Raw genomic sequence first — 24,645 nt, 5'->3', positions numbered from 1 at the left:
GGCGCGCCGGCTGGTCACTGCGCTACTTGACGATGTTGCCGATCTTGGGCGCGGGCTCGTTCTTGTAGTTGGCCGGACCGAAGTTGTCCTGGACCGCCTTGTCCCAGGACTTGTCGCTGACCATCTTCTCCAGCGCGTCGTTGATCTTGTTCACGGTCGCGGTGTCGCCCTTCTTGACACCGATGCCGTAGTTCTCGTTGCTCAGCTTGAGGCCGGCGAGCTTGAACTGGCCCTTGTACTGCTCCTGCGCGGCGAAGCCCGCGAGGATCGAGTCGTCGGTGGTCAGCGCGTCCACGGCACCGCTCTGCAGGGCGGCGATGCACTCCGAGTAGCCGCCGCGCTGAGACAGCTGGGCGTCCGGGGCGAAGTCGTTCTTGACGTTCTGCGCCGAGGTCGAGCCGGTCACGGAGCAGAGCTTCTTGTCGTTGAGGTCCGTGGCCTTGGTGATGTCCGAGTCGGCCTTGACCAGCAGGTCCTGGTGGGCGAGCAGGTACGGGCCGGCGAAGTCGACCTTCTGCTTGCGCTCGTCGTTGATCGAGTAGGTGGCCGCGATGAACTTCACGTCGCCGCGGGCGAGGGCGTTCTCACGGTCGGCGCTCTTGGTCTCGACCCACTCGATCTGATCGGGCTCGTAGCCGAGCTCCTTGGCCACGTAGGTCGCCACGTCCACGTCGAAACCGGAGAAGGAACCGTCGGGCTCCTTCAGGCCGAGACCCGGCTGGTCGTACTTGATGCCGATCTTGATCTTGTCGCCGCCGCCGGTGGAGCCGGAGTCGGTGTCCTTGTCACCGCCGCCACAGGCGGTGGCGGACAGGGCGAGCGCGAGGACGGCGGCCGAGGCGGCGGTGACCTTGCGGAGCTTCATGGTGAACATCCTTTGCGTGGTGAAGAGATGCGAGCCGTCAAGGCGGGTGACGCAGTTCGTCAGGCGCGCGAGGCGGCCGTCAGTGATGCAGGATCTTGGACAGGAAGTCCTTCGCGCGGTCGCTGCGCGGGTTGCTGAAGAACTGGTCCGGCACAGCCTCTTCGACGATCCGGCCGTCTGCCATGAAGACCACCCGGTTGGCGGCCGAACGGGCGAAGCCCATCTCGTGGGTGACGACGATCATGGTCATGCCGTCACGGGCGAGCTGCTGCATGACCTCCAGGACCTCGTTGATCATCTCCGGGTCGAGCGCCGACGTGGGCTCGTCGAAGAGCATGACCTTGGGATCCATGGCCAGGGCGCGCGCGATGGCGACGCGCTGCTGCTGGCCGCCGGAGAGCTGTGCGGGGTACTTGTCGGCCTGTGTGGCCACGCCCACCCGGTCGAGCAGGGCGCGGGCCTTCTCCTCGGCCTGCTTCTTGTCCATCCTGCGGACCTTGATCTGGCCCAGCATGACGTTCTCGAGCACGGTCTTGTGCGCGAACAGGTTGAAGGACTGGAACACCATTCCGACGTCTGCGCGCAGCCTGGCCAGCGCCTTCCCCTCCTGGGGCAGGGGCTTGCCGTCGATGGTGATCGCGCCGGAGTCGATCGTCTCCAGGCGGTTGATGGTGCGGCACAGGGTGGACTTCCCGGACCCGGAGGGGCCGATGACCACGACGACCTCACCGCGAGCGATCGTGAGATCGATGTCCTGGAGCACGTGCAACGCGCCGAAGTGCTTGTTGACGCTCTTCAGGACGACCAGATCTCCGGTCGCGGCCATGTCTTCCTTGGCCACCGATACTTCGGTCATCGCTTTAAGGCTCCGTCCTCCTCGGTTTCGGAGGACAGTAGTAACCACTCACGACCAGCGTCATTACATCTGAGGGGAATCTGAGCATCACGATCCGATAGCAATCGGACACGTGTCGTAGCACTTGTGACCTGCGTCCGTATCGGCCGGGTAACGGAAGCCGCGCGCAACCGGAACCCTCTTGACGCCGTCCTCATCCATCAGCGTGACTGCCAGGGTGCACCCGCGCGCGTGCACGCGTTATGTACATATCCAGATGGTACGTCCGATGAACCGAAGGGGGCCCGGATGAGACTTCTCCTCGTCGAGGACGACAACCATGTCGCCGCCGCCCTGTCCGCGGTCCTGGCACGGCACGGTTTCGACGTCACGCACGCCCGCAGCGGCGAGGAGGCTCTCCAGGCACTGGTCCCGGAGGGAGCCGGTTTCGGGGTCGTCCTGCTCGACCTGGGTCTGCCCGACCAGGACGGCTACGAGGTGTGCGGGAAGATCCGCAAGCGCACCAGCACCCCGGTGATCATGGTCACCGCCCGCGCCGACGTCCGCTCCCGCATCCACGGCCTCAACCTCGGGGCCGACGACTACGTGGTCAAGCCGTACGACACCGGTGAGCTGCTCGCCCGTATCCACGCCGTCAGTCGCCGCACCGTCCAGGAGGACGCCCCGGGCGGCGGGGACAGCGCGCTGCGCCTCGGTCCGGTGCGCATCGAACTGCCCACCCGCCAGGTCAGTGTGGGCGGTTCGGTGGTCCAGCTGACCCGCAAGGAGTTCGACCTTCTCGCGCTGCTCGCCCAGCGTCCGGGGGTGGTCTTCCGCCGGGAGCAGATCATCAGCGAGGTGTGGCGTACCAGCTGGGAGGGGACCGGGCGCACGCTCGAGGTGCACGTCGCGTCCCTGCGCGCCAAGCTGCGCATGCCGGCGCTGATCGAGACCGTACGCGGCGTGGGCTACCGGCTCGTCGCTCCGGGCGCCTAGCGGGCCCGGGTGCGCACACGTCTCCTGCCGCTGCTCATCGTCCTGATGGCGGCCGTGCTGCTGGCGCTCGGCATCCCGCTGGCCGTGAGCGTGGCCGCCGCCCAGCAGCAGAAGGTGGTCGTCGACCGGATCGACGACACGGCGTACTTCGCGGCCCTCGCCCAGTCCGTCACGGACACGCGCGGCGCGGCGAACGAGCGCCAGAACGCTCTGAACAGCCAACTCGCCAGTTACCACAAGGTCTACGACATCCGGGCGGGTGTCTTCTACTACGACAGCAGCCCGATGGCGCAGGCGCCGAAGAACTGGGCCGTGCCCCGTTCGGGGGAGCTGCGCGACGCGTTCGAGGAGGCGCTGCTCAGCCGGCGCAGCCCCGACCCCGAGCAGGTCTGGCCCTGGGAGCGCAATCGCCTGGTCGTGGCCTCGCCGGTGATCCGGGACGGTGATGTCGTGGCGGTCGTCGTCCTCGACTCGCCCACCGGACAGATGCGCTCGCGGACCCTGCACGGCTGGCTGGTCATCGGCGCGGGCGAGATCGCCGCGATGCTGCTGGCGGTCGGTGCCGCACTGCGTCTGACGGGCTGGGTCCTGCGCCCCGTACGCGTCCTGGACGCCACCACCCACGCGATCGCCAGCGGGGCCCTGAAATCCCGGGTCGCGGCCGCCGGCGGACCGCCGGAACTGAGACGCCTGGCCCGGGCGTTCAACGAGATGGCGGACAACGTCGAGGACGTCCTGGAGCAGCAGCGCGCCTTCGTCGCCGACGCCTCGCACCAGCTGCGCAACCCGCTCGCGGCGCTGCTGCTGCGCATCGAACTGCTCGCCTTCGAACTCCCGGAGGGCAACCAGGAGATCGCCTCGGTCCAGGCCGAGGGCAAACGTCTGGCACAGGTCCTCGACGATCTGCTCGACCTGGCCCTGGCCGAGCACACCGAGGCGGACCTGCGGATCACCGACATCGGCACGCTGACCGACGAGCGAGTCGCGGCCTGGACACCGACCGCCGACGCCAAGGGCGTCCGGCTGGTGGGGAACTGCCCGCCCACCACCGCCTGGGCCGACCCGGTCACCCTCTCCAGCGCGCTGGACGCGGTGATCGACAACGCGGTGAAGTTCACGCCGAAGGACGAGACCGTCGAGGTCACGGTCGCCGCCGACGGCGACCACTGCACCATCGTGGTCAGCGACAACGGCCCGGGCCTGACCGACGAGGAACTCAGCCGGGTCGGCGACCGCTTCTGGCGCAGCGGCCGCCACCAGAACATCAAGGGCTCCGGTCTCGGCCTGTCCATCTCCCGCACCCTGCTCGCGGCGGGCGGCGGCTCGATCTCCTACGGCCACCACGAACCGCACGGCCTGACGGTCACGGTGACGGTGCCGCGATCGGGGCCGGTCGCGTGAGGTGCGGTACGACATGGCCCCCTGCGCTGCTGCCGTAGGTGCATCAGAGCGGGCCCGGCTCGCACGTGACCGTGCGTACAGCGGATGCGTAGGGATTCCTACGTCACCGTCCAGGACGCCCTGACGTCACCTGCGTACGGCTGGCTACGGCTTCACGGAGCGGTAGTAGCGCCGGGCGCCCTCGTGCAGGGCCAGCGGGTTGGTGTAGATCGCCGTGCGCACGTCGACGAGCTGGGCGGAGTGGACGTCCTTGCCGATGCGGTCACGGCTGCGGATGACGATCCGGGTCACCCACTCAGTGAGCCTGGGGTCCATGTCCGCGCGGGTCACCAGCAGGTTGGACACCGCCAGCGTCGGCACCGAGGACCCGTTCTGGACCTGGGGATAGACCGACGCCGGCATGTTCGTGGCGCGGTAGTAGCGGGTGGCGTCGACCTCCTTGTGCAGCTTGGCGACGAGATCGGCACCGATCGGCACCAACCGGAAGCCGGACGTCTTGGCGAGGCCGGTCAGGCCGTCCGTCGGCAGCCCTCCCGACCAGAAGAACGCGTCGATCTGATGGCCCAGGCGCTTGGGCCCTATGTCGATGCCCTCCGCAGAGGCGACGATGTCCTTCTTCGGGTCGATGCCCTCCGCTCGGAGCACCCGCTCGGCGATCAGCCGCACACCCGAGTTCGGCCGCCCTATGGCGACCCGCTTGCCCTTCAGATCGGCGACGGAGCGGATGTCCGAGTCCGGCGGGACAGCGAGCTGCGCGTAGTCGTCGTACAGGCGGGCGACGCCGCGCAGCCGGCCGGCCTGAGCCGCGTGGTGGACCGTGTACGTCTCCACGGCGTCGGCCGCGGCGATGGTGAAGTCCGCCTCGCCGGTCGCCACCCGCTGGACGTTCTCCTGCGAGCCGTCGCTGTCCAGCAGCTCCACCTTCAAGCCGGGCATGTCCTTGGCCAGCTCGTCCTGCAGAAGCCCGCCGTACTTCTGGTAGACCCCTGAGGGGGTCCCCGTGCTGAACGTGATCGTCCCGCGCGGCGGTTCCTCGCCCAGGGGCAGCAGCCACCACAGCAGCAGCCCGGACACCACGAACCCGGCGGCCGCGCCTTGCAGGGCCCGGCGCCTGCCGATACGGGGGAACACCTTGGACATGCGCGCGATCCTGCCAGCCGGAACGTGGTGCTGACCAGGGCGGGGGAAGGAGACGAAGCCGACGGCGCGGGCGCGGGGCAGGCCGTCGGCCGCTCAGTCGCGTACCGCCGACGCCCCGGCCCCCGCGCCCGTCCCCGCCTCCGCCTCCGCCGCGGACGCCCCCGTGCGCAGGTCCCGGCGGTCGCCGAAGCGGTGGGACCAGAGGGAGGCCAGCGGCTCCGTGAAGCGGGCGGTGAGCGGGCCGAGGACGACCAGGATGAGGACGTACGCCGTGGCCAGCGGGCCCAGGGAGGGCTCGATGCCCGCACTCACCGCCAGCCCGGCGATGACGATCGAGAACTCGCCGCGCGCCACCAGCGCGCCGCCCGCCCGCCAGCGGCCCTTGACGGAGATCCCGGCCCGGCGGGCCGCCCAGTATCCGGTGGCGATCTTCGTCGCGGCGGTGACGAGCGCCAGCGCGAGCGCGGGCAGCAGGACGGGCGGGATGCTGGCCGGGTCGGTGTGCAGCCCGAAGAAGACGAAGAAGACGGCGGCGAACAGATCACGCAGGGGACTGAGCAGCGTGTGCGCGCCCTCCGCGACCTCGCCGGACAGCGCGATGCCCACCAGGAACGCGCCCACCGCGGCCGACACCTGGAGCTGCTGGGCGACGCCCGCGACCAGGATCGTCAGTCCCAGCACGACCAGGAGCAGCTTCTCCGGGTCGTCGCTGGAGACGAAGCGCGAGATGAGGCGGCCGTAGCGCACCGCCACGAACAGGACCAGGCTCGCCGCGCCCAGTGCGATCGCCAGGGTGATGCTGCCGGCCAGCAGCCCCGCTCCGGCCACCAGCGCGGTGACGATCGGCAGATAGACCGCCATCGCCAGGTCCTCCAGGACGAGGACGCTGAGGATCACCGGGGTCTCCCGGTTGCCGACGCGGCCCAGGTCGCCGAGCACCTTCGCGATGACCCCGGACGACGAGATCCAGGTGACGCCGGCCAGGACGACCGCGGCCACCGGCCCCCAGCCGAGCAGCAGCGCCGCCGCCGCGCCCGGGACGGCGTTGAGCGCGCCGTCGACGAGCCCGGCCGGATAGTGGGCCTTGAGGTTGGTGACCAGCTCACCGGCCGTGTACTCCAGGCCGAGCATCAGCAGCAGCAGGATCACGCCGATCTCGGCGCCCGTCGCGATGAACTCCTCGCTCGCCCCGAGCGGCAGCAGACCGCCCTCGCCGAAGGCCAGACCGGCCAGCAGGTACAGCGGGATGGGGGAGAGACGGAAGCGGGCGGCGAACCGGCCGAGCAGGCCGAGGCCGAGGATGATGGAACCGAACTCGATCAGCAGGACCGCTGAGTGCACCGGTCACTCCCGCCCGAGTATCGCCGCGGCGGCGTCGACGCCCTCGCGGGTGCCGATCACGATGAGCGTGTCACCGCCCGCGAGCCGGAAGTCCGGCGCCGGTGACGGGATCGCCTCGGTCCGCCGCAGCACCGCCACCACCGACGCGCCCGTCTCCGTCCGCAGCCGCGTGTCGCCCAGGACCCGCCCGTTCCAGTGCGAGGTCGCGGCGACCTCGATCCGCTCGGCGACCAGGCCCAGGGCCGTGGTGTAGAGCAGGCTCGCGCTGTGGTGGGACGGCTTCAGCGCGTCGGTCAGCGCGCCCGCCTCGGCACCGGTCAGCCGCAGGGACTGCGCGCAGGAGTCGGGGTCGTCGGCGCGGTACACGCTCACCGTGCGAGCGCCGTCGCGGTGCGCCACCACGGACAGATGGCGTTGTTCCCGGGTCACCAGGTCGTACTGGACCCCGATGCCCGGCAGCGGTGTCGCCTTCAGACGTGGAGCAGACACGTTTCTTTCCCTCGCTCGTCGGTGCTCTTGTTCGTCGGTGCTCTTGCTTGTCGGTGCGCGGTCGGCTCGTGGTCCTCGGTGATCACGGATGCCCGGTTTGCATGCTGTCACCCACCCGTACGGTGGCGACATGGGTGTTGTCACGGATATACGCGGCCGGCGGACGGCGCGGAGGCTGGCCGCAGCCACTTCGCGCGCGGGGAAGGCGGAGGGCGGACAGAGGGACACCGGAGAGGGAAGAGACGGGAAGAGGGGAACCAGGACCATGTCGCTGTTCTGGCGGATCTTCTCGCTCAACGCCGTCGGCCTGGTGGCGGCCGCCGCGCTGCTCCTGGGCCCGGTCACCGTGTCGACCCCCGTCCTGCCGGGCGAGGCGATGGCCGTCGTCGGCGGCCTCGCCGCCCTGCTGGCCGCCAACGCTCTCGTGCTGCGCGTCGGCTTCGCCCCGCTCCAGCGGCTGGGCAGCGCCATGGCCCTCGCCGATCTGCGGCGCCCCGGTGCCCGCGCCCCCGTCGCCGGTCCCGCCGAGACGGCCGAGCTGATCACGACGTACAACACCATGCTCGACCGTCTGGAGGCCGAGCGGGGCGCCGGTGCGGCCCGCGCGCTGTCCGCCCAGGAGCGCGAACGGCAGCGCGTCGCGCGCGAACTCCACGACGAGGTCGGCCAGACCCTGACCGCCGTCCTCCTCCAGCTCAAGCGCGTCGGCGACCAGGCGCCCGAGGAACTGCGCGACGAGGTCGGCCAGGCGCAGGAGGCCACCCGCGCGGGCCTCGACGAGATCCGCCGTATCGCACGCCGACTGCGCCCCGGCGTGCTGGACGAACTGGGTCTGACCAGCGCGCTGCGCTCCCTCGCGGCCGAGTTCACCACGCACGGCCTGACGGTCCGCCACCACGTCTGCGGCGATCTGCCCCACCTGACGGAGGAGTCCGAACTTGTGCTGTACCGGGTGGCCCAGGAGGGCCTGACCAACACCGCGCGGCACGCCGCCGCCGACCGCGCGGAGGTCCGGCTGCGGCCGGTCACGGACGGTGTCGAACTCCTCGTACGCGACAACGGCCGGGGCCTCGGCGGGGCACCGGAGGGCTCCGGCATCAGCGGCATGCGCGAACGCGCGCTCCTCGTAGGAGCGGCCCTGTCCCTCGAACCGGCCCCCGGCGGCGGCACCGACCTGAGGCTGTGCGTCCCCGCCGCACCCGGGAGCGGACGCTGATGACCCTCCGGCCGCCCACGGCTGCGACCCCCATCCGCGTGCTGCTCGCCGACGACCACACCCTCGTACGCCGAGGCGTGCGCCTCATCCTGGAGGGGGAGCCGGACCTCACCGTCGTGGCCGAGGCCGGCGACGGGGCCGAGGCGGTCGACCTGGCACGCGCGCGTGCCGTCGATCTCGCCGTCCTCGACATCGCCATGCCCCGCATGACCGGGCTCCAGGCGGCCCGCGAACTCTCCCGCCGACTGCCCGGTCTGCACATCCTCGTACTGACGATGTACGACAACGAGCAGTACTTCTTCGAGGCGCTGAAGGCGGGCGCCAGCGGATACGTCCTGAAGTCGGTCGCCGACCGCGACCTGGTCGAGGCGTGCCGGGCGGCGGTCCGTGACGAACCGTTCATCTACCCGGGTGCGGAACGGGCCCTCGTCCGTTCCTACCTGGAGCGTCTGCACCGGGGCGACGGCCTGCCCGAGCGGGCCATCACCGAACGCGAGGAGGAGATCCTCAAGCTGGTCGCCGAGGGCCACACCTCCAGGGAGATCGCCGAACTCCTCTTCATCAGCGCCAAGACGGTCGAACGCCACCGCGCGAACCTCCTCCAGAAACTCGGCATGCGCGACCGCCTGGAGCTGACCCGCTACGCGATCCGGGCCGGTCTGATCGATCCGTGAGCCGGTTGTCCACAGGGGGACGGGAGCTCCTCCGGCACCGCCTACCCTTGTCGCATGAGCAGCAGCGACCGGAGCCAGGCAGTGGACGTGAAGACATACGAGGTGCGCACCTACGGGTGCCAGATGAACGTCCACGATTCCGAGCGATTGTCCGGCCTGCTCGAAGAAGCCGGGTACGTGCGGGCACCCGACGGGTCGGACGGCGACGCCGACGTGGTGGTGTTCAACACCTGCGCGGTGCGCGAGAACGCCGACAACCGGCTCTACGGCAACCTCGGCCGGCTCGCTCCCATGAAGACCAAGCGCCCCGGGATGCAGATCGCGGTCGGCGGCTGTCTCGCGCAGAAGGACCGCGACACCATCGTGAAGAAGGCGCCCTGGGTGGACGTCGTCTTCGGCACGCACAACATCGGCAAGCTGCCCGTCCTGCTGGAGCGCGCCCGCGTCCAGGAAGAGGCGCAGGTCGAGATCGCGGAGTCCCTGGAGGCGTTCCCCTCCACCCTGCCGACGCGGCGGGAGAGCGCGTACGCCGCCTGGGTGTCGATCTCCGTCGGCTGCAACAACACCTGCACCTTCTGCATCGTCCCGGCCCTGCGCGGCAAGGAGAAGGACCGTCGTCCCGGCGAGATCCTCGCCGAGGTCGAGGCCCTGGTCGCCGAGGGCGTCAGCGAGATCACGCTGCTCGGCCAGAACGTCAACGCGTACGGCTCCGACATGGGCGACCGTGAGGCCTTCAGCAAGCTGCTGCGGGCCTGCGGCAGCATCGACGGCCTGGAGCGCGTCCGCTTCACGTCGCCGCACCCGCGCGATTTCACGGACGACGTGATCGCGGCGATGGCGGAGACCCCGAACGTCATGCCGCAGCTGCACATGCCCCTGCAGTCCGGCTCGGACACGGTCCTGAAGGCGATGCGCCGCTCGTACCGCCAGGAGCGCTACCTCGGGATCATCGAGAAGGTGCGCGCCGCCATCCCGCACGCGGCGATCACCACCGACATCATCGTGGGCTTCCCCGGCGAGACCGAGGAGGACTTCGAGCAGACCCTGCACGTGGTGCGCGAGGCCCGGTTCGCGCAGGCGTTCACCTTCCAGTACTCCAAGCGTCCCGGCACCCCGGCCGCCACCATGGAGAACCAGATCCCCAAGGAGGTCGTCCAGGCGCGCTACGAGCGTCTCGTGGCCCTCCAGGAGGAGATCTCCTGGGAGGAGAACAAGAAGCAGGTCGGCCGCACGCTCGCACTCATGGTCGCCGAGGGCGAGGGCCGCAAGGACGGCGCCACCCACCGCCTCTCCGGCCGTGCCCCGGACAACCGCCTGGTCCACTTCACCAAGCCCGCACAGGAAGTGCGTCCCGGCGACGTCGTCACGGTCGAGATCACCTACGCCGCCCCGCACCACCTCCTCGCGGAGGGCACCGCCCTCGACGTGCGCCGCACGCGCGCGGGGGACGCCTGGGAGAAGCGCAACGCGGCGGCGGCCGCCAAGCCGACGGGCGTTCTGCTCGGCCTGCCGAAGATCGGCGTGCCCGCCCCGCTGCCGGTCGCCACGGCCGGCGGCTGCGGCGACCACTGACGCCGGCGGGCGGTCACTGGCCGGTCCGGGGACAGCCGGTCCGGGGACCGAGGTCTGCGATCTGCCGGCTCTGGCCGCCCGCCCCGCAGTATGCGCACGGCGAGGTGAGCGGTGCGCGGCCGGCGGGTCCCCCGACCGTCGGCTGACGTGCCGCCGCCCCGCAGGGTTACCCTGCCGATCATGCTTGTCGCCGCCGCCGTCTGCCCCTGCCCGCCGTTGCTCGTGCCCGACCTCGCCGCGGGCGCGGCACCCGAGCTGGACGCCGTGCGGGCCGCGTGCACGGACGCGCTCGGTGTCCTCGCCGCCGCCCGCCCCGACCGGCTCGTGGTCGTCGGACCCGCCGACGAGAGCGGGCGCGGACCCCACCCGCAGGGCACCCGGGGCTCGTTCCGCGGATTCGGCGTGGACCTGGGCGTACGCCTGGGCGCGGGCAAGGGCACCACGGACCCGGACACACGCGGGGACACGGCCGACCAGCGCTCGCTTCCGACCTCCCTCGCGGTGGCCGCGTGGCTGCTGGAGCGGGCCGGCTGGGCCGCTGCCCCGGTCGAGGGACTCGGCGTGGGGGAACCTCTCGCGCCCGAGCGGTGTATCGAGGCCGGAAGGGAGATCGCCGCGGCGGCCGAGCGGGTGGCGCTGCTGGTGATGGGTGACGCCAGCGCCTGCCGCACGCTCAAGTCCCCCGGCTACCTCGACGAGCGGGCGGCGCCCTTCGACGCAGAGGTCGCGCGGGCCCTGGGCGCGGCGGACGTGGCCGCCTTGAAGGCGCTGGACGCCGGCCTGGCGTACGAACTGCAGGCCGCCGGGCGGGCCCCCTGGCAGGTCCTGGCGGGCGCGGCCGAAGGAACGGGTCTCAGCGGGGCGTTGCTGTACGAGGACGCGCCGTACGGCGTGGGGTACCTGGTCGCGACCTGGTCGTGACCCCGAGCGGCGACCGTGTCCCCGAGCGGCGACCGGGGAGTGGCCGGCGGCCCGGGGAGCGGCCGGCCGGTGTCCGGACACGGCGGACGGCCGGGAGCGTGGTGCTCCGCGGCCGTCCGTCGATGTGCGGTCGCCGGTCAGGAGACCGGCGGCGAGGCGGGCGGTGGTGAGGCCGGCGGCGGCGGACCGGGCGGGGGTGAGGCCGGCGGCGTGCCGCTGTCGCCGGTCGGGCCGGTGCCGGTTCCGGTTCCGGTACCGGCACCGGTGCCACCCGGTTCCGTGCCGTCCTTGTGCGCAAGACGGTCCATGGCGCCCTTGGCCTTGCCCGTGCCGGTCTCGATCTTGTCGCTGTACTTGCCCTTGGTCTTCTCGTCGACCACCTTCGCGGCCTTGTCGAGACCGTGCTGGATCTTGTCACCGTGCTGCAGTGCGAGACCGGAGACCTTGTCCTTGGCCGGGCTGAGCCTGGCCTTCAAATTGTCCAGGAGACCCATGGTCCACCTTCCCTCGCGGGTGATTACGTGCGAGCGCCTTCCCCGGCCTCGCTGTCGGCAACCTCCTCGGCGGACTGCTGCTTCGGGATGTCGACACCTTCGCCGCCGGTGTCACCGGCGGCAGCCGCCGTCTCCTCCCCCGGGCCCTCGGCCGTGACAGCCGCCTGGGCCTCGGCGGCCCCCTTCGCCTCCGCCGACTCCTGAACCGCGGGCTCGGCCGCCGTCGCGTCGGCCTGCGCCTCGGCGGGAGCCGCCTCCTCCGTGGTCTTCGACCTCCGGAGAAGTCGTGCGAAAACGCCCATATCCACTCCATACGTTACTCGTGCGGGCGAAATCCCGCGTCGTCCGGTGCGTCCGATTGCGCCGCCCGGTCCGCCGCCTCTGTGCTCGGGCGGCGGAGAACCTCGCAACTGGGAACGACCTCGGGTCCGTACCGTCACGTAACTCGTTCGAGGCCACGGGTGGAGGTTTGCGAGACTGGGGCGGTGAGCAGCGCACCCCCCGCCCCCCGCGTCATCGCCGTCGTCGGACCGACCGCGGCCGGAAAGTCCGATCTGGGCGTTTTCCTGGCCCAGCGGCTCGGTGGCGAGGTCGTCAACGCCGACTCCATGCAGCTCTACCGAGGGATGGACATCGGCACCGCCAAGCTGACGCCCGAGGAGCGCGACGGCGTCCCGCACCACCTCCTGGACATCTGGGACGTGACGGTCACCGCGTCCGTCGCCGAGTACCAACGGCTCGCACGCCAGCGCATCGACGCGCTGCTCGCCGAGGGCCGCTGGCCGATCCTGGTGGGCGGCTCCGGCCTGTACGTCCGGGGCGCCGTAGACAACCTGGAGTTCCCCGGCACCGACCCCGAGGTCAGGTCCCGGCTGGAGGACGAACTCACCCTGCGCGGCTCCGGCGCGCTGCACGCCCGGCTGGCCGCGGCCGACCCCGAGGCCGCGCACGCGATCCTGCCGAGCAACGGCCGCCGTATCGTCCGGGCCCTGGAGGTGATCGAGATCACCGGCAGGCCCTTCACCGCCAACCTCCCCGGCCACGACTCCGTCTACGAGACCGTCCAGATCGGTGTCGACGTGGCCCGTCCCGAGCTCGACGAGCGCATCGCCCGCCGGGTCGACCGGATGTGGGAGGCCGGACTCGTGGAGGAAGTGCGCGCGTTGGAGGCGCAGGGGTTGCGCGAGGGGCGTACGGCGTCGCGCGCACTCGGCTACCAGCAGGTGCTCGCGGCGCTCCGCGGGGAGTGCGCGATGGAGGACGCGCGGGCCGAGACGATTCGTGCCACCAAGCGCTTCGCGCGCCGGCAGGATTCCTGGTTCAGGCGCGATCCACGGGTGCACTGGTTGAGTGGGGCTGCGGCGGATCTCACAGAACTTCCGCGGCTCGCGCTGACGTTGGTCGAACGACCGGTTACAGCCTGATCACGTCCTGGCATCGGGACGCTCCGGCCGTCATCGCGGCCTCCGGGGGCGTGCCATCATCGAGCTTCGATCGACCAGTGGAGTCCAAGTTGGGAGGGCGCGTGGTGATGGAGGCCGGCCCTCGCGACACCGCACAAGGCACCGAACATCTCACCGCGAAGAGCGGCGAACCTCAGCAGGACGACGACCGTCTGAGCTCCGACGGGCCCGACGAGACGCCGGACGGGGTGACCGCCGACGGTCCCGAGCCGGAGGAGATGTTCCCGGGCGGCCCCGAGGTCGAGGTCGAACTCCGTCCGCAGCGTCGGCTGCGCATCTGGCAGCTGGCGCCCATCGTGGGCCTCGCCGCGGTCGGATCCCTGATGTTCGCCTTCCCCCTCGCCTTCGACTTCGGTGACAGCGGGGCCGTGATCGCCATGCTCGGCCTGCTGATCTGCTCCTGCGCGGCCGGCTGGGGCATGATGGCCGCCCGTCGCGTCGGTTACACGTGGCCTGGGCTGCCGCAGCGCGGTTCCGGGCGCCGGACGGACTGGCGCGTGGTGATCGCCTACGTCGTGCTGGTCGCCGCGGTGGTCGTGCTGGCGGTGTGGCGCGTGGCCCGGCTGCGCTGATCTCCACGCGCGTATCGGGTGTCGTACCCACGCCGTACGATCGAGGAATGAGCACGCGGATCGCCTTCCTCAAGGGGCACGGCACGGAGAACGACTTCGTGATCGTCCCGGACCCCGAGAACGCCCTCGACCTGCCCCCGGCCGCCGTCGCCGCCCTGTGCGACCGCCGCGCGGGCATCGGCGGTGACGGCCTGCTGCACGTCGTGCGGTCCGCCGCGCACCCCGAGGCGAAGCACATGGCGGCCGAGGCGGAGTGGTTCATGGACTACCGCAACGGCGACGGCTCGATCGCGGAGATGTGCGGCAACGGCGTGCGCGTGTTCGCGCGCTACCTCCAGCGCGCCGGACACGCCGGTGAGGGCGACCTCGCGATCGCCACGCGCGGGGGCGTGAAGAGCGCGCACATCGCCAAGGACGGCGACATCACGGTCGGCATGGGCAGAGCGCGGCTCCCCGAAGGGGATGTCACGGTGAGTGTCGGCGAGCGCAGCTGGCTCGCGCGGAACGTGAACATGGGCAACCCGCACGCCGTCGCCTTCGTGGACGACCTCGCGCACGCGGGAGACCTTGACTCCCCGCCGCCGTTCAGCCCGGCCGCCGCCTACCCGGACGGCGTCAACGTCGAGTTCGTGGTCGACCGTGGCCCCCGGCACGTCGCCCTGCGCGTGCACGAGCGCGGCGCCGGCGAGACCCGCTCGTGCGGCACGGGCGCGTGCGCCGTCGCCGTGGCCACCGCCCGCAGGGACGGCGCCGACCCGGCGGTCACCGGGACTCCGGCCACCTACACCGTGGACGTGCCCGGCGGCACCCTCGTGATCACCGAGCGGCCCGACGGCCACATCGAGATGACCGGCCCCGCCGTGATCGTCGCCGAGGGCGAGATCGACGCCGAGTGGCTGGAAAGCGTGGGGCGGTGACCGATTGCCGATCACGGGATACGCAATCGTAAACCTACCGACCTTCGCTCGAATGGGTGATCCGTTTCACGCTCGACGAGAGGCGGTCGGTCGGCCGTGATGGGCTCGGTAGCATCAAGCACCGGCCCGGACGGGGGACCGATGCCTTCCCCTGAGCTGTGTCAGCCCTGGGGCACCCGTCCGCCGGTCCACAGCCGGAGGTGCCCATGAGTGCAGAGGCCACGAACCCTGCGACCCCGGGCCCGGTGGTGACATCGGGTCCGGCCGCCTCGAGCCCGGTGCTGCCCGCAGCGCCCCGCAGGAAGGCCCGCGCCCGGATCGACCTGCGCCGCCTCGGCCGGGCCGCGCTGCTCGGTCCCGCCGCCCGTGACCGGCTGCCCGACGCCATCGGCCATGTGGCCGAGGCCCACCGGGCCCACTTCCCGGACGCCGACCTCGAACCGCTGCGCCGCGCCTACGTCCTGGCCGAGTCCTCGCACCGCGGCCAGATGCGCAAGAGCGGTGAGCCGTACATCACACATCCGCTCGCGGTGACACTCATCCTCGCCGAACTCGGCGCCGAGACAACGACCCTGACGGCCTCTCTGCTCCACGACACCGTCGAGGACACGGAGGTGACGCTTGCTCAGGTCCGCGAGCAGTTCGGCGAGGAGGTCCGCTTCCTGGTCGACGGCGTGACGAAGCTGGAGAAGGTCGACTACGGCGCCGCCGCCGAGCCCGAGACCTTCCGCAAGATGCTCGTCGCCACCGGCAACGACGTCCGGGTGATGTCGATCAAGCTCGCCGACCGGCTGCACAACATGCGCACCCTCGGAGTGATGCGCCCCGAGAAACAGGCCCGCATCGCCAAGGTCACCCGGGACGTCCTCATCCCGCTCGCCGAACGGCTCGGCGTCCAGGCGCTCAAGACCGAGCTGGAGGATCTGGTCTTCGCGATCCTGCACCCCGAGGAGTACCAGCACACCCGGGAGCTGATCGTCGGCAACGTCTCCCGGGCGGACGACCCGCTCGCCGAGACGGCCGACGACGTGCGCGCGGTCCTGCGGGACGCCGACATCCAGGCCGAGGTCCTCATCCGGCCGCGGCACTTCGTCTCCGTGCACCGGGTGGCCCGCAAACGCGGCCACCTGCGCGGCTCCGACTTCGGCCGCCTGCTGGTCCTCGTGCACGAGGACGCCGACTGCTACGGCGTCCTGGGCGAACTGCACACCTGCCTGACGCCCGTGGTCTCGGAGTTCAAGGACTTCATCGCCGTACCGAAGTTCAACCTGTACCAGTCGCTGCACACCGCGGTGGCCCGCGAGGACGGCCAGGTCGTCGAGGTGCTCATCCGCACCCACCAGATGCACAAGGTCGCCGAGGCCGGCGTGATCGCGCTCGGCAATCCCTACGCTTCCCCGGCGGAGGAGCAGAACGCCGGCGACGGCGAGCGCGTCGACCCGACCCGGCCCGGCTGGCTCTCCCGCCTCCTCGACTGGCAGGAGGCCGCGTCCGACCCCGACACCTTCTGGTCCACCCTCCGTGAGGACCTCGCCCAGGACCGCGAGATCACCGTCTTCCGCCCTGACGGCGGCACGCTCGGCCTGCCCGAGGGCGCGACCTGTGTGGACGCCGCGTACGCCCAGTACGGCGAGGACGCGCACGCGTGCTTCGGCGCCCGCGTCAACGGCCGCCTGGCGACCCTGAGCACCGTCCTGAAGGACGGCGACACCGTCCAGCTCCTCATGGGCCAGGACCCGGCCTCCGAGCCCTCCAGGGAGTGGCTGGAGCACGCCCACACGCCCGCCGCGCGGATCGCCATCCAGCGGTGGATCGCGACGCACCCCGCGCCCGCGACGGGCGAGGAGGACGCGGCCCAGGACCCGGCCCGCCCGGGCGCGGATGCCCTGGCCCGGCCCCTCGGCGACGGTCCCGCCTTCCGGTCCGCCAACCGTCCCGTCGCCGACCGTCCCGCCACCGACGGCCCCGCCGCCGCGACCGCCGTCGTCGACCAGCCCGGCGCGAGCGTACGGCTCGCCGGCTGCTGTACGCCCGTGCCGCCCGACGAGGTGGCCGGCTTCGCCGTGCGGGGGGGAGCGGTGACCGTCCACCGCGTGGAGTGCGCTGCGGTGGCGCGTATGAAGGACGCGGGGCGGGCGGAGGTCGGCGTGCGCTGGGGGGACACCACCGAGTGCCGGGTGACCCTGTTCGCTGAATCGTTCGGCCGCCCGCATCTGCTCGCGGACCTCACCGAGGCGATGGCCCTGGAGGGCGCGGAAATCGTCTCGGCCACCGTCGAGCCCCCGAGCCGGCAGCGGGTACGCCACACCTACACCGTCCAGCTGCCGGACGCGGCCCACCTGCCGGCCCTGATGCGGGCGATGCGCAACGTGCCCGGTGTCTACGACGTCAGCCGGGCCCAGCCGCAGGCGCTGACGGACTGAGGCCCCCGGCTCGCCCGCGCGCGCCGTCGGCGGACTGAGTCAGCCGGCCTACCCGTTCGGGTGGGTCGATCGCGCGCCGTCGCCACCGGGTCCGTACGCGCTGGTAGCGGTGGTGCATGCCGTTCACCCCCCGCACCCCGGCCTCCCGGGTCCGCCGCACCACACCCCGACGTCTGAAGGCGACGGCATTCCTCGCCTGCGCCGTCTCCGTCTGCCTTGTCGCGGCCGGCGCCCCCGCCACCCCGCTCGGTGTCGGCGACCGCCTCTTCCCGCACCTCGGCAACCCGGGGTACGACGTGGCGTCGTACGACCTCTCCTTCACCTATTCCGGCACCAACAGCAAGCCGCTCCAGGCGGCCACCACGATCGACGCGTGGACGACGACCCCACTGGACCGTGTGAACCTCGACTTCGCGCACGGCACGGTCGAGTCCGTCGACGTCGACGGCGAGTCCGCCGCTTTCACGAGCGCCGGCGAGGACCTGGTGGTCACGCCCGACGAGCCGCTGCCCGAGGGCAGCTGGATGCGGATCACCGTCCGGCACACCAGCGACCCGATGCCCGCCAAGAACCGGGAGGGCGGCTGGGTGCGCACCGCGGACGGCCTCGCCATGGCCAACCAGGCCGACGCCGCGCACCTGGTGTTCCCGTGCAACGACCACCCCTCCGACAAGGCCAGGTTCACCATCAGGGTCACCGCGCCCAAGGGCTACACCGCCGTGGCCAACGGCCTGCCCACCGGCGTGGAGCGGGCGGGCCGGGCCACGACCTGGACCTACCGGACCCAGCACCCCATGGCCACCGAACTCGCCCAGGTCTCCATCGGCCGCTCCACCGTGCTGCGCCGCACCGGCCCGCACGGACTGCCCGTACGCGATGTGGTGCCCACCAAGGACCGGGCCGTGCTGGAACCCTGGCTGAAGAAGACCCCGGACCAGATCGCGTGGATGGAGGGCAAGGTCGGGCCGTACCCCTTCGAGACGTACGGCCTGCTCATGGCCGATGTCGTCACCGGTTTCGAGCTGGAGACGCAGACGCTCTCCCTCTTCGAGAAGGGCCTGTTCACCGAGCCCGCCTATCCCAAGTGGTACGTCGAGTCGATCATGGTGCACGAGCTGGCCCACCAGTGGTTCGGGGACAGCGTCAGCCCGCACACCTGGTCCGACCTGTGGCTGAACGAGGGGCACGCCACCTGGTACGAGGCCCTGTACGCGGAGGAGAAGGCGGACCGGCCGATGGCGGCCCGGATGAAGGCGGCCTACGGGGCCTCGGACCGCTGGCGTGCGGCCGGCGGCCCTCCGGCGGCCCCCAAGGTGCCCGAGCCCGGCCAGAAGACCAGCATCTTCCGGCCGAACGTCTACGACGGTGCCGCGCTCGTCCTGTACGCCCTGCGCCAGGAGATCGGCCGGCCGGCCTTCGAGCGTCTGGAGAAGGTCTGGGTCAGCCGCCACCAGGACGGCACGGCGTCGACCGAGGATTTCGTACGGCTCGCCGCGGAGATGTCCGGACGCGACCTCGGAGCGTTCTTCGAGGGCTGGCTGTACGGCGAGAAGACCCCGCCGATGCCGGGCCACCCGGACTGGAAACCGGCGGCACCCGAGCGTGCGGGTGCGAAATAAGACAGTGACGAGACGGGCCGTGCCGTGCGACCATCGTCAGGTCGGCGCGGCACGGGACACGGGAATCTCCCGGGGTACTCGTGCGTTGTGAGTGGTGACGCCACAGCTCAGAAGCTCCGCTTCCGCTCTGTCGCCGCCGTACCGGAAACCCACATCGACGTAAGGATCCAATGACCTCCTCTTCATCTTCTTCCCAGGACACTGAGCGCTTCGCGCACACCTATCCCGAAGGTCTTCGGGCCGATGCCCTGATGGAAGAGGACGTCGCCTGGAGCCACGAGATCGACGGAGAGCGGGACGGGGAGCAGTTCGACCGCTCCGAGCGAGCGGCCCTGCGCCGCGTCGCCGGCCTCTCCACCGAACTCGAGGACGTCACCGAGGTCGAGTACCGCCAGCTCCGACTGGAGCGGGTCGTGCTCGTCGGCGTGTGGACCTCGGGGACCGTGCAGGACTCGGAGAACTCCCTCGCGGAGCTCGCCGCCCTCGCGGAGACCGCGGGCGCGGTCGTGCTCGACGGCGTGATCCAGCGCCGCGACAAGCCCGACGCGGCCACCTACATCGGCTCCGGCAAGGCCGAGGAGCTGCGGGACATCGTGCTCGAAACGGGCGCCGACACCGTCATCTGTGACGGTGAGCTCAGCCCGGGCCAGCTCATCCACCTCGAAGACGTCGTCAAGGTCAAGGTCATCGACCGTACGGCCCTGATCCTCGACATCTTCGCCCAGCACGCCAAGTCCCGAGAGGGCAAGGCGCAGGTGGCGCTCGCGCAGATGCAGTACATGCTGCCGCGGCTGCGCGGCTGGGGTCAGTCGCTGTCCCGTCAGATGGGCGGCGGCAAGGGCGGCGGCCTCGCCACCCGCGGTCCCGGTGAGACCAAGATCGAGACGGACCGGCGCCGGATCCGCGAGAAGATGGCGAAGATGCGCCGGGAGATCGCGGACATGAAGACCGGCCGCGAGATCAAGCGCCAGGAACGCAAGCGCCACAAGGTGCCGTCCGTCGCCATCGCGGGCTACACCAACGCCGGAAAGTCCTCGCTGCTCAACCGCCTCACGGGCGCGGGCGTCCTGGTCGAGAACGCCCTGTTCGCGACCCTCGACCCGACCGTGCGCCGGGCCGAGACCCCGAGCGGCCGCCTGTACACGCTGGCCGACACGGTCGGTTTTGTCCGGCACCTGCCGCACCACCTGGTCGAGGCGTTCCGCTCCACCATGGAGGAGGTCGGCGAGTCCGACCTGATCCTGCACGTGGTGGACGGCTCGCACCCGGCCCCGGAGGAGCAGCTGGCCGCCGTACGCGAGGTGATCAGGGACGTCGGTGCCACCGGCGTACCGGAGATCGTCGTGATCAACAAGGCGGACGCGGCCGACCCGCTGACGCTCCAGCGGCTGATGCGGATCGAGAAGCGCTCGATCGCCGTCTCGGCCCGCACCGGCCGGGGCATCGCCGAACTGCTCGCGCTGATCGACAACGAACTGCCGCGGCCGTCGGTCGAGATCGAGGTGCTCGTGCCCTACACGCACGGCAAGCTGGTCGCCCGAGCCCACGACGAGGGCGAGGTGATCTCCGAGGAGCACACCCCGGAGGGCACGCTGCTCAAGGCGCGGGTGCACGAGGAACTGGCGGCGGAACTCGCGCCGTACGTCCCGGCTCCGCTCGCCTGAGCCGTCGTAGAGCTCGGCGAAGCTCGTCGGGAGTGTGAAGGCCCGTCCCTGTCACAGGGGCGGGCCTTCTGTGCTGTCTGCCTACCGGCGAGTCACTGGCCCGCGAACTTCTCGCTGACCGAGTCGTACACGTCCTTGGCCGCCTCGCCCAGGCGGGGGCCGGCCAGCCAGCCCGCGGTCGCCGGGCCGATCGAGGTGTTGGACACCAGCGCCGGCTCGCCGGCCGAGCCCGTGGCGACCCAGCCGCCGCCGGACGAACCGCCCGTCATGGTGCAACCGATCCGGTACATCGTCGGGTCCGGCGCGGCGATCGACAGCCGTCCCGGCTTGTCCTGGCACTGGTACATCGTCTCGCCGTCGAACGGCGCCGCCGCCGGATACCCGGTCGCGGTGATGCTGTCGATCCGCGTCGCCGCCGGAGCGTTGAAGTCCACCGGAAGCGCCGAACCGACCGTCTCCTCCAGAGACTTGCCGTTGCCGCCCTGCTCCGGGGTCACATGGATGACCGCGAAGTCGTACGCGGCGCCGTCACCGCCCGTCGCGCCGCCCTGCTCGATCCACTGGTCCGAGGTCTGCGCCCAGTCGCCCCACCAGACGCCGTACGGAGCGACCTCCTCCCGGGGGACGTCCCGCAGTTCCGCGGTCGTCCTGGCCTCGTCGTTGTACGAGGGCACGAACGCGATGTTGCGGTACCAGCCGCCGCTCTTGCCGGCGTGCACACAGTGGCCGGCCGTCCACACCATGTTGGACTTCCCGGGGTGGGCCGGGTCCTTCACGACCGTCGCCGAGCAGACCATCGTGCCTTCGGGCGAGTCGAAGAACACCTTGCCCGCCTCGGGGACGTTGTCGTGGTACGCGGGCGACACCGCCGTCGCGTCCACCGGCTCGGGCGCCGGATCGGTCACGCCCTGCTCACCGGAGAGGTCGCTGTCCTCGACGGCGTTGTCCGGGTCCTCGGCCTCCCGCATCCGGTCCGGGTTCCACAGCCCCTCGATGATCGGGTTGATGTATTCGTCGGCCTCGCGCAGCCAGTCGTCCCGGTCCCAGTCCTTCCAGGCGCCGTTCTTCCACTTGTCGATGTCGATGCCGTGCTCTTTGAGCTTGTCCCTGAGGCTGTCCGGGATCGTGATCTTGCCGTCGCCCGTGGACGCGGCCGAGGAGGTGGCCTCGCCGCCCGCCTCGGCATCACCGGAGCCGCAGCCGGTGGCGGTGAGCGCGAGTGCCGACGCGAGGGCGACGGCGGCCAGGACGGGGGAGGTTCCGCGGCGCGTGCTCCTCCCCCGACGAGCGGTGAACGACGGCCGTATGGATCGCATGTCTGACTCCCCCTGGGTGGGCGAACGTGGTGCTGGGCCGTGATCCACGGGCTGAACTCTGCCGATCTCTCATGAATCTGACACCGAGTTCATACCGGTCTCACGGACTTCGGGAACGGCCTCACACGATATGCCGTCGCCGTGGGTGACTTCCGACCGAACGGCAACGGTTTCGCTACGAGCTGCCTGACCTGGCATCATCCAGCGATCTGCGGAATCGGCGCTCTCTCGGTCCTCCCGTGTCTCAGGCGGTCGTGGCCGGCGCACCCGTGCCCCTCTGTCGGCCATCGACGGCGGCGCGCACGACGTACGACTCTTCCGTCATGTCCCGCGGGTCACCGGGCGCTCGGCCTCTCGCGTTGAATGGGCGCAGATCAGGCACACAAGAAGTGGAGCGGGGATGGAACGCGTGCGGAAAGTACTGACCAGACCGCTGGTCGTCGGGGTGCTGGTGGTGGCGGTCGTCGGAGCGGGCTTGGGGCTGTACTGGTTCCAGCCGTGGAAGCTGTGGCAGGACTCGACCGTCGAGGAGGCTCTGCCGGGGGTTGTGGAGACCTCGGCGTCGGCGGCGGTCTCCGGAACGCCGTCCGGAGCGCCCCCCGAGCCGCCTTCTTCCTCGGCTGCCGGGCCGCAGGCGTTGGCGAGCGGTGAGCTGATCAGCCATGAGCACGCGACATCGGGCACGGTGAAGCTCGTCCGGCTGGCCGACGGCTCGCACATCGTCCGGCTGGAGGACCTCGACACCAGCAACGGGCCGGACCTGCGCGTGTGGCTGACCGACGCGCCGGTGCAGGAGGGGGAGGCGGGGTGGCACGTCTTCGACGACGGGGAGTACGTCAGCCTCGGCAAACTCAAGGGCAACAAGGGCAGCCAGAACTACACCCTGCCCGACGGCATCGACCCCGCCCGCTACACGAGCGTCAGTATCTGGTGCGACCGTTTCGACGTGTCCTTCGGCGCCGCCGAGCTTGTTCGCGGTTGACGCCGGTACTCGGTCGGCCCGGGTGGGTGGTGAGTGGGGGGATGTGATGTGTGGTCAGTGGGGGTAGTGCGGGGTGCCCGGGGTGCGGGCGCGCTGGGTGGTGTCGGACAAGGCGGCCTTTCGCGTGCAGGGGCGCGCCTGGACGAGAGGACAGCGGCTGCTGGGGCGGGCAGCCCGGTCCGGTGGGTGGCGGGGCGCGCACTGGCAGAGCGCCTACGCCGCTCATCCCCGTCTGTACGGCGAGCAGCTCTCCCGCCCCCGCCGTCCACGCGGTCGGCGTCTTCCGCACGGCCGGGGCCGGGCAGGTGCTCGAACTCGAAGCCGGACACGGCCGAGACGCCCCGTACTTCGCTCGCGCGGGCTTCACCGTCCAGGCCACCGACTTCAGCCCCGCCGGCCTGCGGCAACTCCGGCACGCCGCAGGCCACCGACTTCAGCCCCGCCGGCCCGCGGCAACTCCGGCACGCCACGCACGAGCGGGACATCGCCGAACGGATCAGCACCGTGGTGCACGACGTACGCGAGCCGCTGCCCTCACGCACGGGTCCGTCGACGGGGTCTTCGCGCGCACATGCTGCCGTGCTTGGCCCTGGACCTCTCCACCCGGGAGATGCACGCCCTGGCCGACGACATCCGGTGTGTCCTGCGTCCGGGCGGCACCTTCGTGTGGACCGTCCGTCCGTCACACCGGTGACGCCCACCAAGGCGCCGGCACCGCACACGGAGACGGCATCTACGAGCACGGCGGTTCCGCCGTGCGCTTCTCCCGCGCTCTGGTCGACGCGCTCGCCGAGGGCTGGAGGCTGAAGGAGGTTCACGCGTTGGAGGAGGGCGGTCTGGCCCGCCCCTGTGGCGCGTCGCCCAGACCCCGCCCGGGTGAACAGCCCGCCCTCGTGCCGACGGAGCCCATCACAGCCGGTCCTCAGGGACGGCGGGCTCCTGGTGGTCAGCCGTTCGCCGGACGCAGGACCAGACAGACGAACCCCAGCAGGTCCCGGTACACACGCAGCCACTGGTCGCGATGGAGGGCGGCTGCCTCCAGTGCCTGGGCGCTGTCCGGGTGGTCGGGGTGGTCCAGGGCCCAGGAGGTCAGCGTTCCTGTCCAGGCCCACTCGTAGTCGTCGAGCTCCTGCCGGGTGCTGACATGCCCCTGGACGGGGGCCCATCCGTCCTCGACGACCCGGTCCAGCGTGGTCGGCAGGTCGGTGAAGTCACCGAGCATGTCGATGGCCTCGGGTGAGGGCGCACGGTCCCAGAATCCGTCACCGACCAGAACGCGCCCCCCAGGAGCCAGGTGCTCGCGCGCCGCCGCCAGGGTGGGGAGCAGGCCGCCGAAAGCGTGCGTGGCTCCCACACAGAGCACCAGGTCGAAGGCGGGGGAGGGGGCGAAGCGCGCGGCGTCCTGACGGTGGAGGACCAGGCGGTCCTGAACGCCGAGCTGTTGCGCGCTCCGACGCGCGTGTGCCAGCGATGCCTCGGAGACGTCGACCCCCTCGGCCCGCAGCCGCGGACGCGTGGCCAGGGCACGCAGCAGCCATTCCCCGCCCCCGCAGCCCAGGTCGAGTACGCGCTCGTCACCGCGCGGGAGACTGTGGTCCAGCAGTCGGCGCACGGAGTCGTCGTCGAGCGGGGCCGCGATCGGATGGTCCGCGTGAGCACGCCTGGAGATCAGTTGTCGGTCCATCGGCGGAGCGTGACACACCGAGTCACCCGCCCGCACGTGATATGCGGCGGCTTGATCCGTG

At 71.2% G+C, this 24,645-nt stretch carries 22 protein-coding genes; 13 read left to right on the top strand and 9 right to left on the bottom strand.

The genetic code is table 11. The features are described 5' to 3' along the window. Nucleotides 1-22: 22 nt before the first annotated feature. Complete coding sequence (locus ACWD0J_RS21835) at nucleotides 23-865, bottom strand: glutamate ABC transporter substrate-binding protein (RefSeq protein ID WP_451497459.1); 843 nt, start codon at nucleotides 863-865, stop codon at nucleotides 23-25. A gap of 79 nt (nucleotides 866-944) precedes the next feature. Beyond that, nucleotides 945-1,721 carry an amino acid ABC transporter ATP-binding protein gene (locus tag ACWD0J_RS21830; protein ID WP_451497458.1) on the bottom strand — a complete coding sequence of 259 codons (777 nt, stop codon included), beginning with the start codon at nucleotides 1,719-1,721 and terminating at the stop codon, nucleotides 945-947. 288 nt (nucleotides 1,722-2,009) lie between these two features. Between ACWD0J_RS21830 and ACWD0J_RS21825 the strand changes: the two genes are divergently transcribed. Further along, nucleotides 2,010-2,696 (top strand): response regulator transcription factor, encoded by a 687-nt coding sequence (locus ACWD0J_RS21825; RefSeq protein WP_451497457.1) that lies wholly within the window; start codon nucleotides 2,010-2,012, stop codon nucleotides 2,694-2,696. A 9-nt stretch (nucleotides 2,697-2,705) separates the two neighbouring features. Further along, on the top strand, nucleotides 2,706-4,097 hold the full coding sequence (locus ACWD0J_RS21820) for an ATP-binding protein (RefSeq protein WP_451497456.1): 1,392 nt from the start codon (nucleotides 2,706-2,708) through the stop codon (nucleotides 4,095-4,097). 144 nt (nucleotides 4,098-4,241) lie between these two features. On the opposite strand, the gene ACWD0J_RS21815 is transcribed toward ACWD0J_RS21820, so the two are convergent. From ACWD0J_RS21815 to ACWD0J_RS21805, 3 genes are all read right to left on the bottom strand, one after another. After that, entirely contained in the window at nucleotides 4,242-5,237 is a 996-nt protein-coding gene (locus tag ACWD0J_RS21815; RefSeq protein WP_451497455.1) for a TAXI family TRAP transporter solute-binding subunit, read from the bottom strand. A gap of 93 nt (nucleotides 5,238-5,330) precedes the next feature. After that, entirely contained in the window at nucleotides 5,331-6,578 is a 1,248-nt protein-coding gene (locus tag ACWD0J_RS21810; protein ID WP_451497454.1) for a cation:proton antiporter, read from the bottom strand. Nucleotides 6,579-6,581: 3 nt separating this feature from the next. Continuing rightward, a complete protein-coding gene (locus ACWD0J_RS21805) occupies nucleotides 6,582-7,067 on the bottom strand; it encodes a cation:proton antiporter regulatory subunit (protein WP_451497453.1) in 486 nt (161 codons plus the stop codon). 265 nt (nucleotides 7,068-7,332) lie between these two features. On the opposite strand from ACWD0J_RS21805, the gene ACWD0J_RS21800 reads away from it, so the two are divergent. From ACWD0J_RS21800 to ACWD0J_RS21785, 4 genes are all read left to right on the top strand, one after another. Continuing rightward, nucleotides 7,333-8,283 carry a sensor histidine kinase gene (locus ACWD0J_RS21800; RefSeq protein WP_451497452.1) on the top strand — a complete coding sequence of 317 codons (951 nt, stop codon included), beginning with the start codon at nucleotides 7,333-7,335 and terminating at the stop codon, nucleotides 8,281-8,283. Continuing rightward, nucleotides 8,283-8,957, top strand: a complete 675-nt coding sequence (locus ACWD0J_RS21795; RefSeq protein ID WP_451497451.1) for a response regulator — start codon at nucleotides 8,283-8,285, stop codon at nucleotides 8,955-8,957. Before ACWD0J_RS21800 ends, ACWD0J_RS21795 begins: the two co-directional genes overlap by 1 nt. Nucleotides 8,958-9,011: 54 nt before the next feature. After that, the gene (miaB, locus tag ACWD0J_RS21790) at nucleotides 9,012-10,529 is read left to right on the top strand and encodes a tRNA (N6-isopentenyl adenosine(37)-C2)-methylthiotransferase MiaB (protein ID WP_451497450.1); all 1,518 of its coding nucleotides are present in this window, start codon (nucleotides 9,012-9,014) and stop codon (nucleotides 10,527-10,529) included. Nucleotides 10,530-10,709: 180 nt separating this feature from the next. Next, nucleotides 10,710-11,450 carry a class III extradiol dioxygenase subunit B-like domain-containing protein gene (locus ACWD0J_RS21785; protein ID WP_451497449.1) on the top strand — a complete coding sequence of 247 codons (741 nt, stop codon included), beginning with the start codon at nucleotides 10,710-10,712 and terminating at the stop codon, nucleotides 11,448-11,450. 137 nt (nucleotides 11,451-11,587) lie between these two features. On the opposite strand, the gene ACWD0J_RS21780 is transcribed toward ACWD0J_RS21785, so the two are convergent. Beyond that, nucleotides 11,588-11,944 (bottom strand): antitoxin, encoded by a 357-nt coding sequence (locus tag ACWD0J_RS21780; protein ID WP_451497448.1) that lies wholly within the window; start codon nucleotides 11,942-11,944, stop codon nucleotides 11,588-11,590. Between the two features lie 23 nt (nucleotides 11,945-11,967). Beyond that, a complete protein-coding gene (locus tag ACWD0J_RS21775) occupies nucleotides 11,968-12,246 on the bottom strand; it encodes a hypothetical protein (RefSeq protein ID WP_451497447.1) in 279 nt (92 codons plus the stop codon). A 183-nt stretch (nucleotides 12,247-12,429) separates the two neighbouring features. Here ACWD0J_RS21775 and miaA point away from each other — a divergent pair, with 183 nt between their 5' ends. From miaA to hflX, 6 genes are all read left to right on the top strand, one after another. Further along, complete coding sequence (gene miaA, locus ACWD0J_RS21770) at nucleotides 12,430-13,368, top strand: tRNA (adenosine(37)-N6)-dimethylallyltransferase MiaA (protein WP_451497446.1); 939 nt, start codon at nucleotides 12,430-12,432, stop codon at nucleotides 13,366-13,368. 107 nt (nucleotides 13,369-13,475) lie between these two features. Then, nucleotides 13,476-13,979: a hypothetical protein gene (locus ACWD0J_RS21765; protein WP_451497484.1), complete on the top strand. Its 504-nt coding sequence runs from the start codon at nucleotides 13,476-13,478 to the stop codon at nucleotides 13,977-13,979. A 47-nt stretch (nucleotides 13,980-14,026) separates the two neighbouring features. Beyond that, nucleotides 14,027-14,896, top strand: a complete 870-nt coding sequence (gene dapF, locus ACWD0J_RS21760) for a diaminopimelate epimerase (RefSeq protein ID WP_451497445.1) — start codon at nucleotides 14,027-14,029, stop codon at nucleotides 14,894-14,896. Between the two features lie 206 nt (nucleotides 14,897-15,102). Then, nucleotides 15,103-17,319 carry a RelA/SpoT family protein gene (locus ACWD0J_RS21755; RefSeq protein ID WP_451497444.1) on the top strand — a complete coding sequence of 739 codons (2,217 nt, stop codon included), beginning with the start codon at nucleotides 15,103-15,105 and terminating at the stop codon, nucleotides 17,317-17,319. A 116-nt stretch (nucleotides 17,320-17,435) separates the two neighbouring features. After that, nucleotides 17,436-18,938, top strand: coding sequence for a M1 family metallopeptidase (locus tag ACWD0J_RS21750; protein WP_451497443.1), 1,503 nt, complete (start codon nucleotides 17,436-17,438; stop codon nucleotides 18,936-18,938). A 170-nt stretch (nucleotides 18,939-19,108) separates the two neighbouring features. Beyond that, the gene (hflX, locus tag ACWD0J_RS21745) at nucleotides 19,109-20,602 is read left to right on the top strand and encodes a GTPase HflX (RefSeq protein WP_451497442.1); all 1,494 of its coding nucleotides are present in this window, start codon (nucleotides 19,109-19,111) and stop codon (nucleotides 20,600-20,602) included. Between the two features lie 92 nt (nucleotides 20,603-20,694). Here hflX and ACWD0J_RS21740 read toward each other — a convergent pair whose 3' ends face one another. Beyond that, nucleotides 20,695-21,918 carry a trypsin-like serine peptidase gene (locus ACWD0J_RS21740; protein ID WP_451497441.1) on the bottom strand — a complete coding sequence of 408 codons (1,224 nt, stop codon included), beginning with the start codon at nucleotides 21,916-21,918 and terminating at the stop codon, nucleotides 20,695-20,697. Between the two features lie 400 nt (nucleotides 21,919-22,318). Between ACWD0J_RS21740 and ACWD0J_RS21735 the strand changes: the two genes are divergently transcribed. Further along, nucleotides 22,319-22,900: a DM13 domain-containing protein gene (locus tag ACWD0J_RS21735; protein WP_451497440.1), complete on the top strand. Its 582-nt coding sequence runs from the start codon at nucleotides 22,319-22,321 to the stop codon at nucleotides 22,898-22,900. Between the two features lie 946 nt (nucleotides 22,901-23,846). Here ACWD0J_RS21735 and ACWD0J_RS21730 read toward each other — a convergent pair. Beyond that, on the bottom strand, nucleotides 23,847-24,584 hold the full coding sequence (locus ACWD0J_RS21730) for an SAM-dependent methyltransferase (protein WP_451497439.1): 738 nt from the start codon (nucleotides 24,582-24,584) through the stop codon (nucleotides 23,847-23,849). Between the last annotated feature and the right edge of the window lie 61 nt (nucleotides 24,585-24,645).

Source organism: Streptomyces sp. NPDC003011 (genome assembly GCF_053591515.1).
The sequence above is the reverse complement of the archived record's forward strand: the minus strand, read 5'-3'. Positions and strand labels throughout refer to the sequence as shown.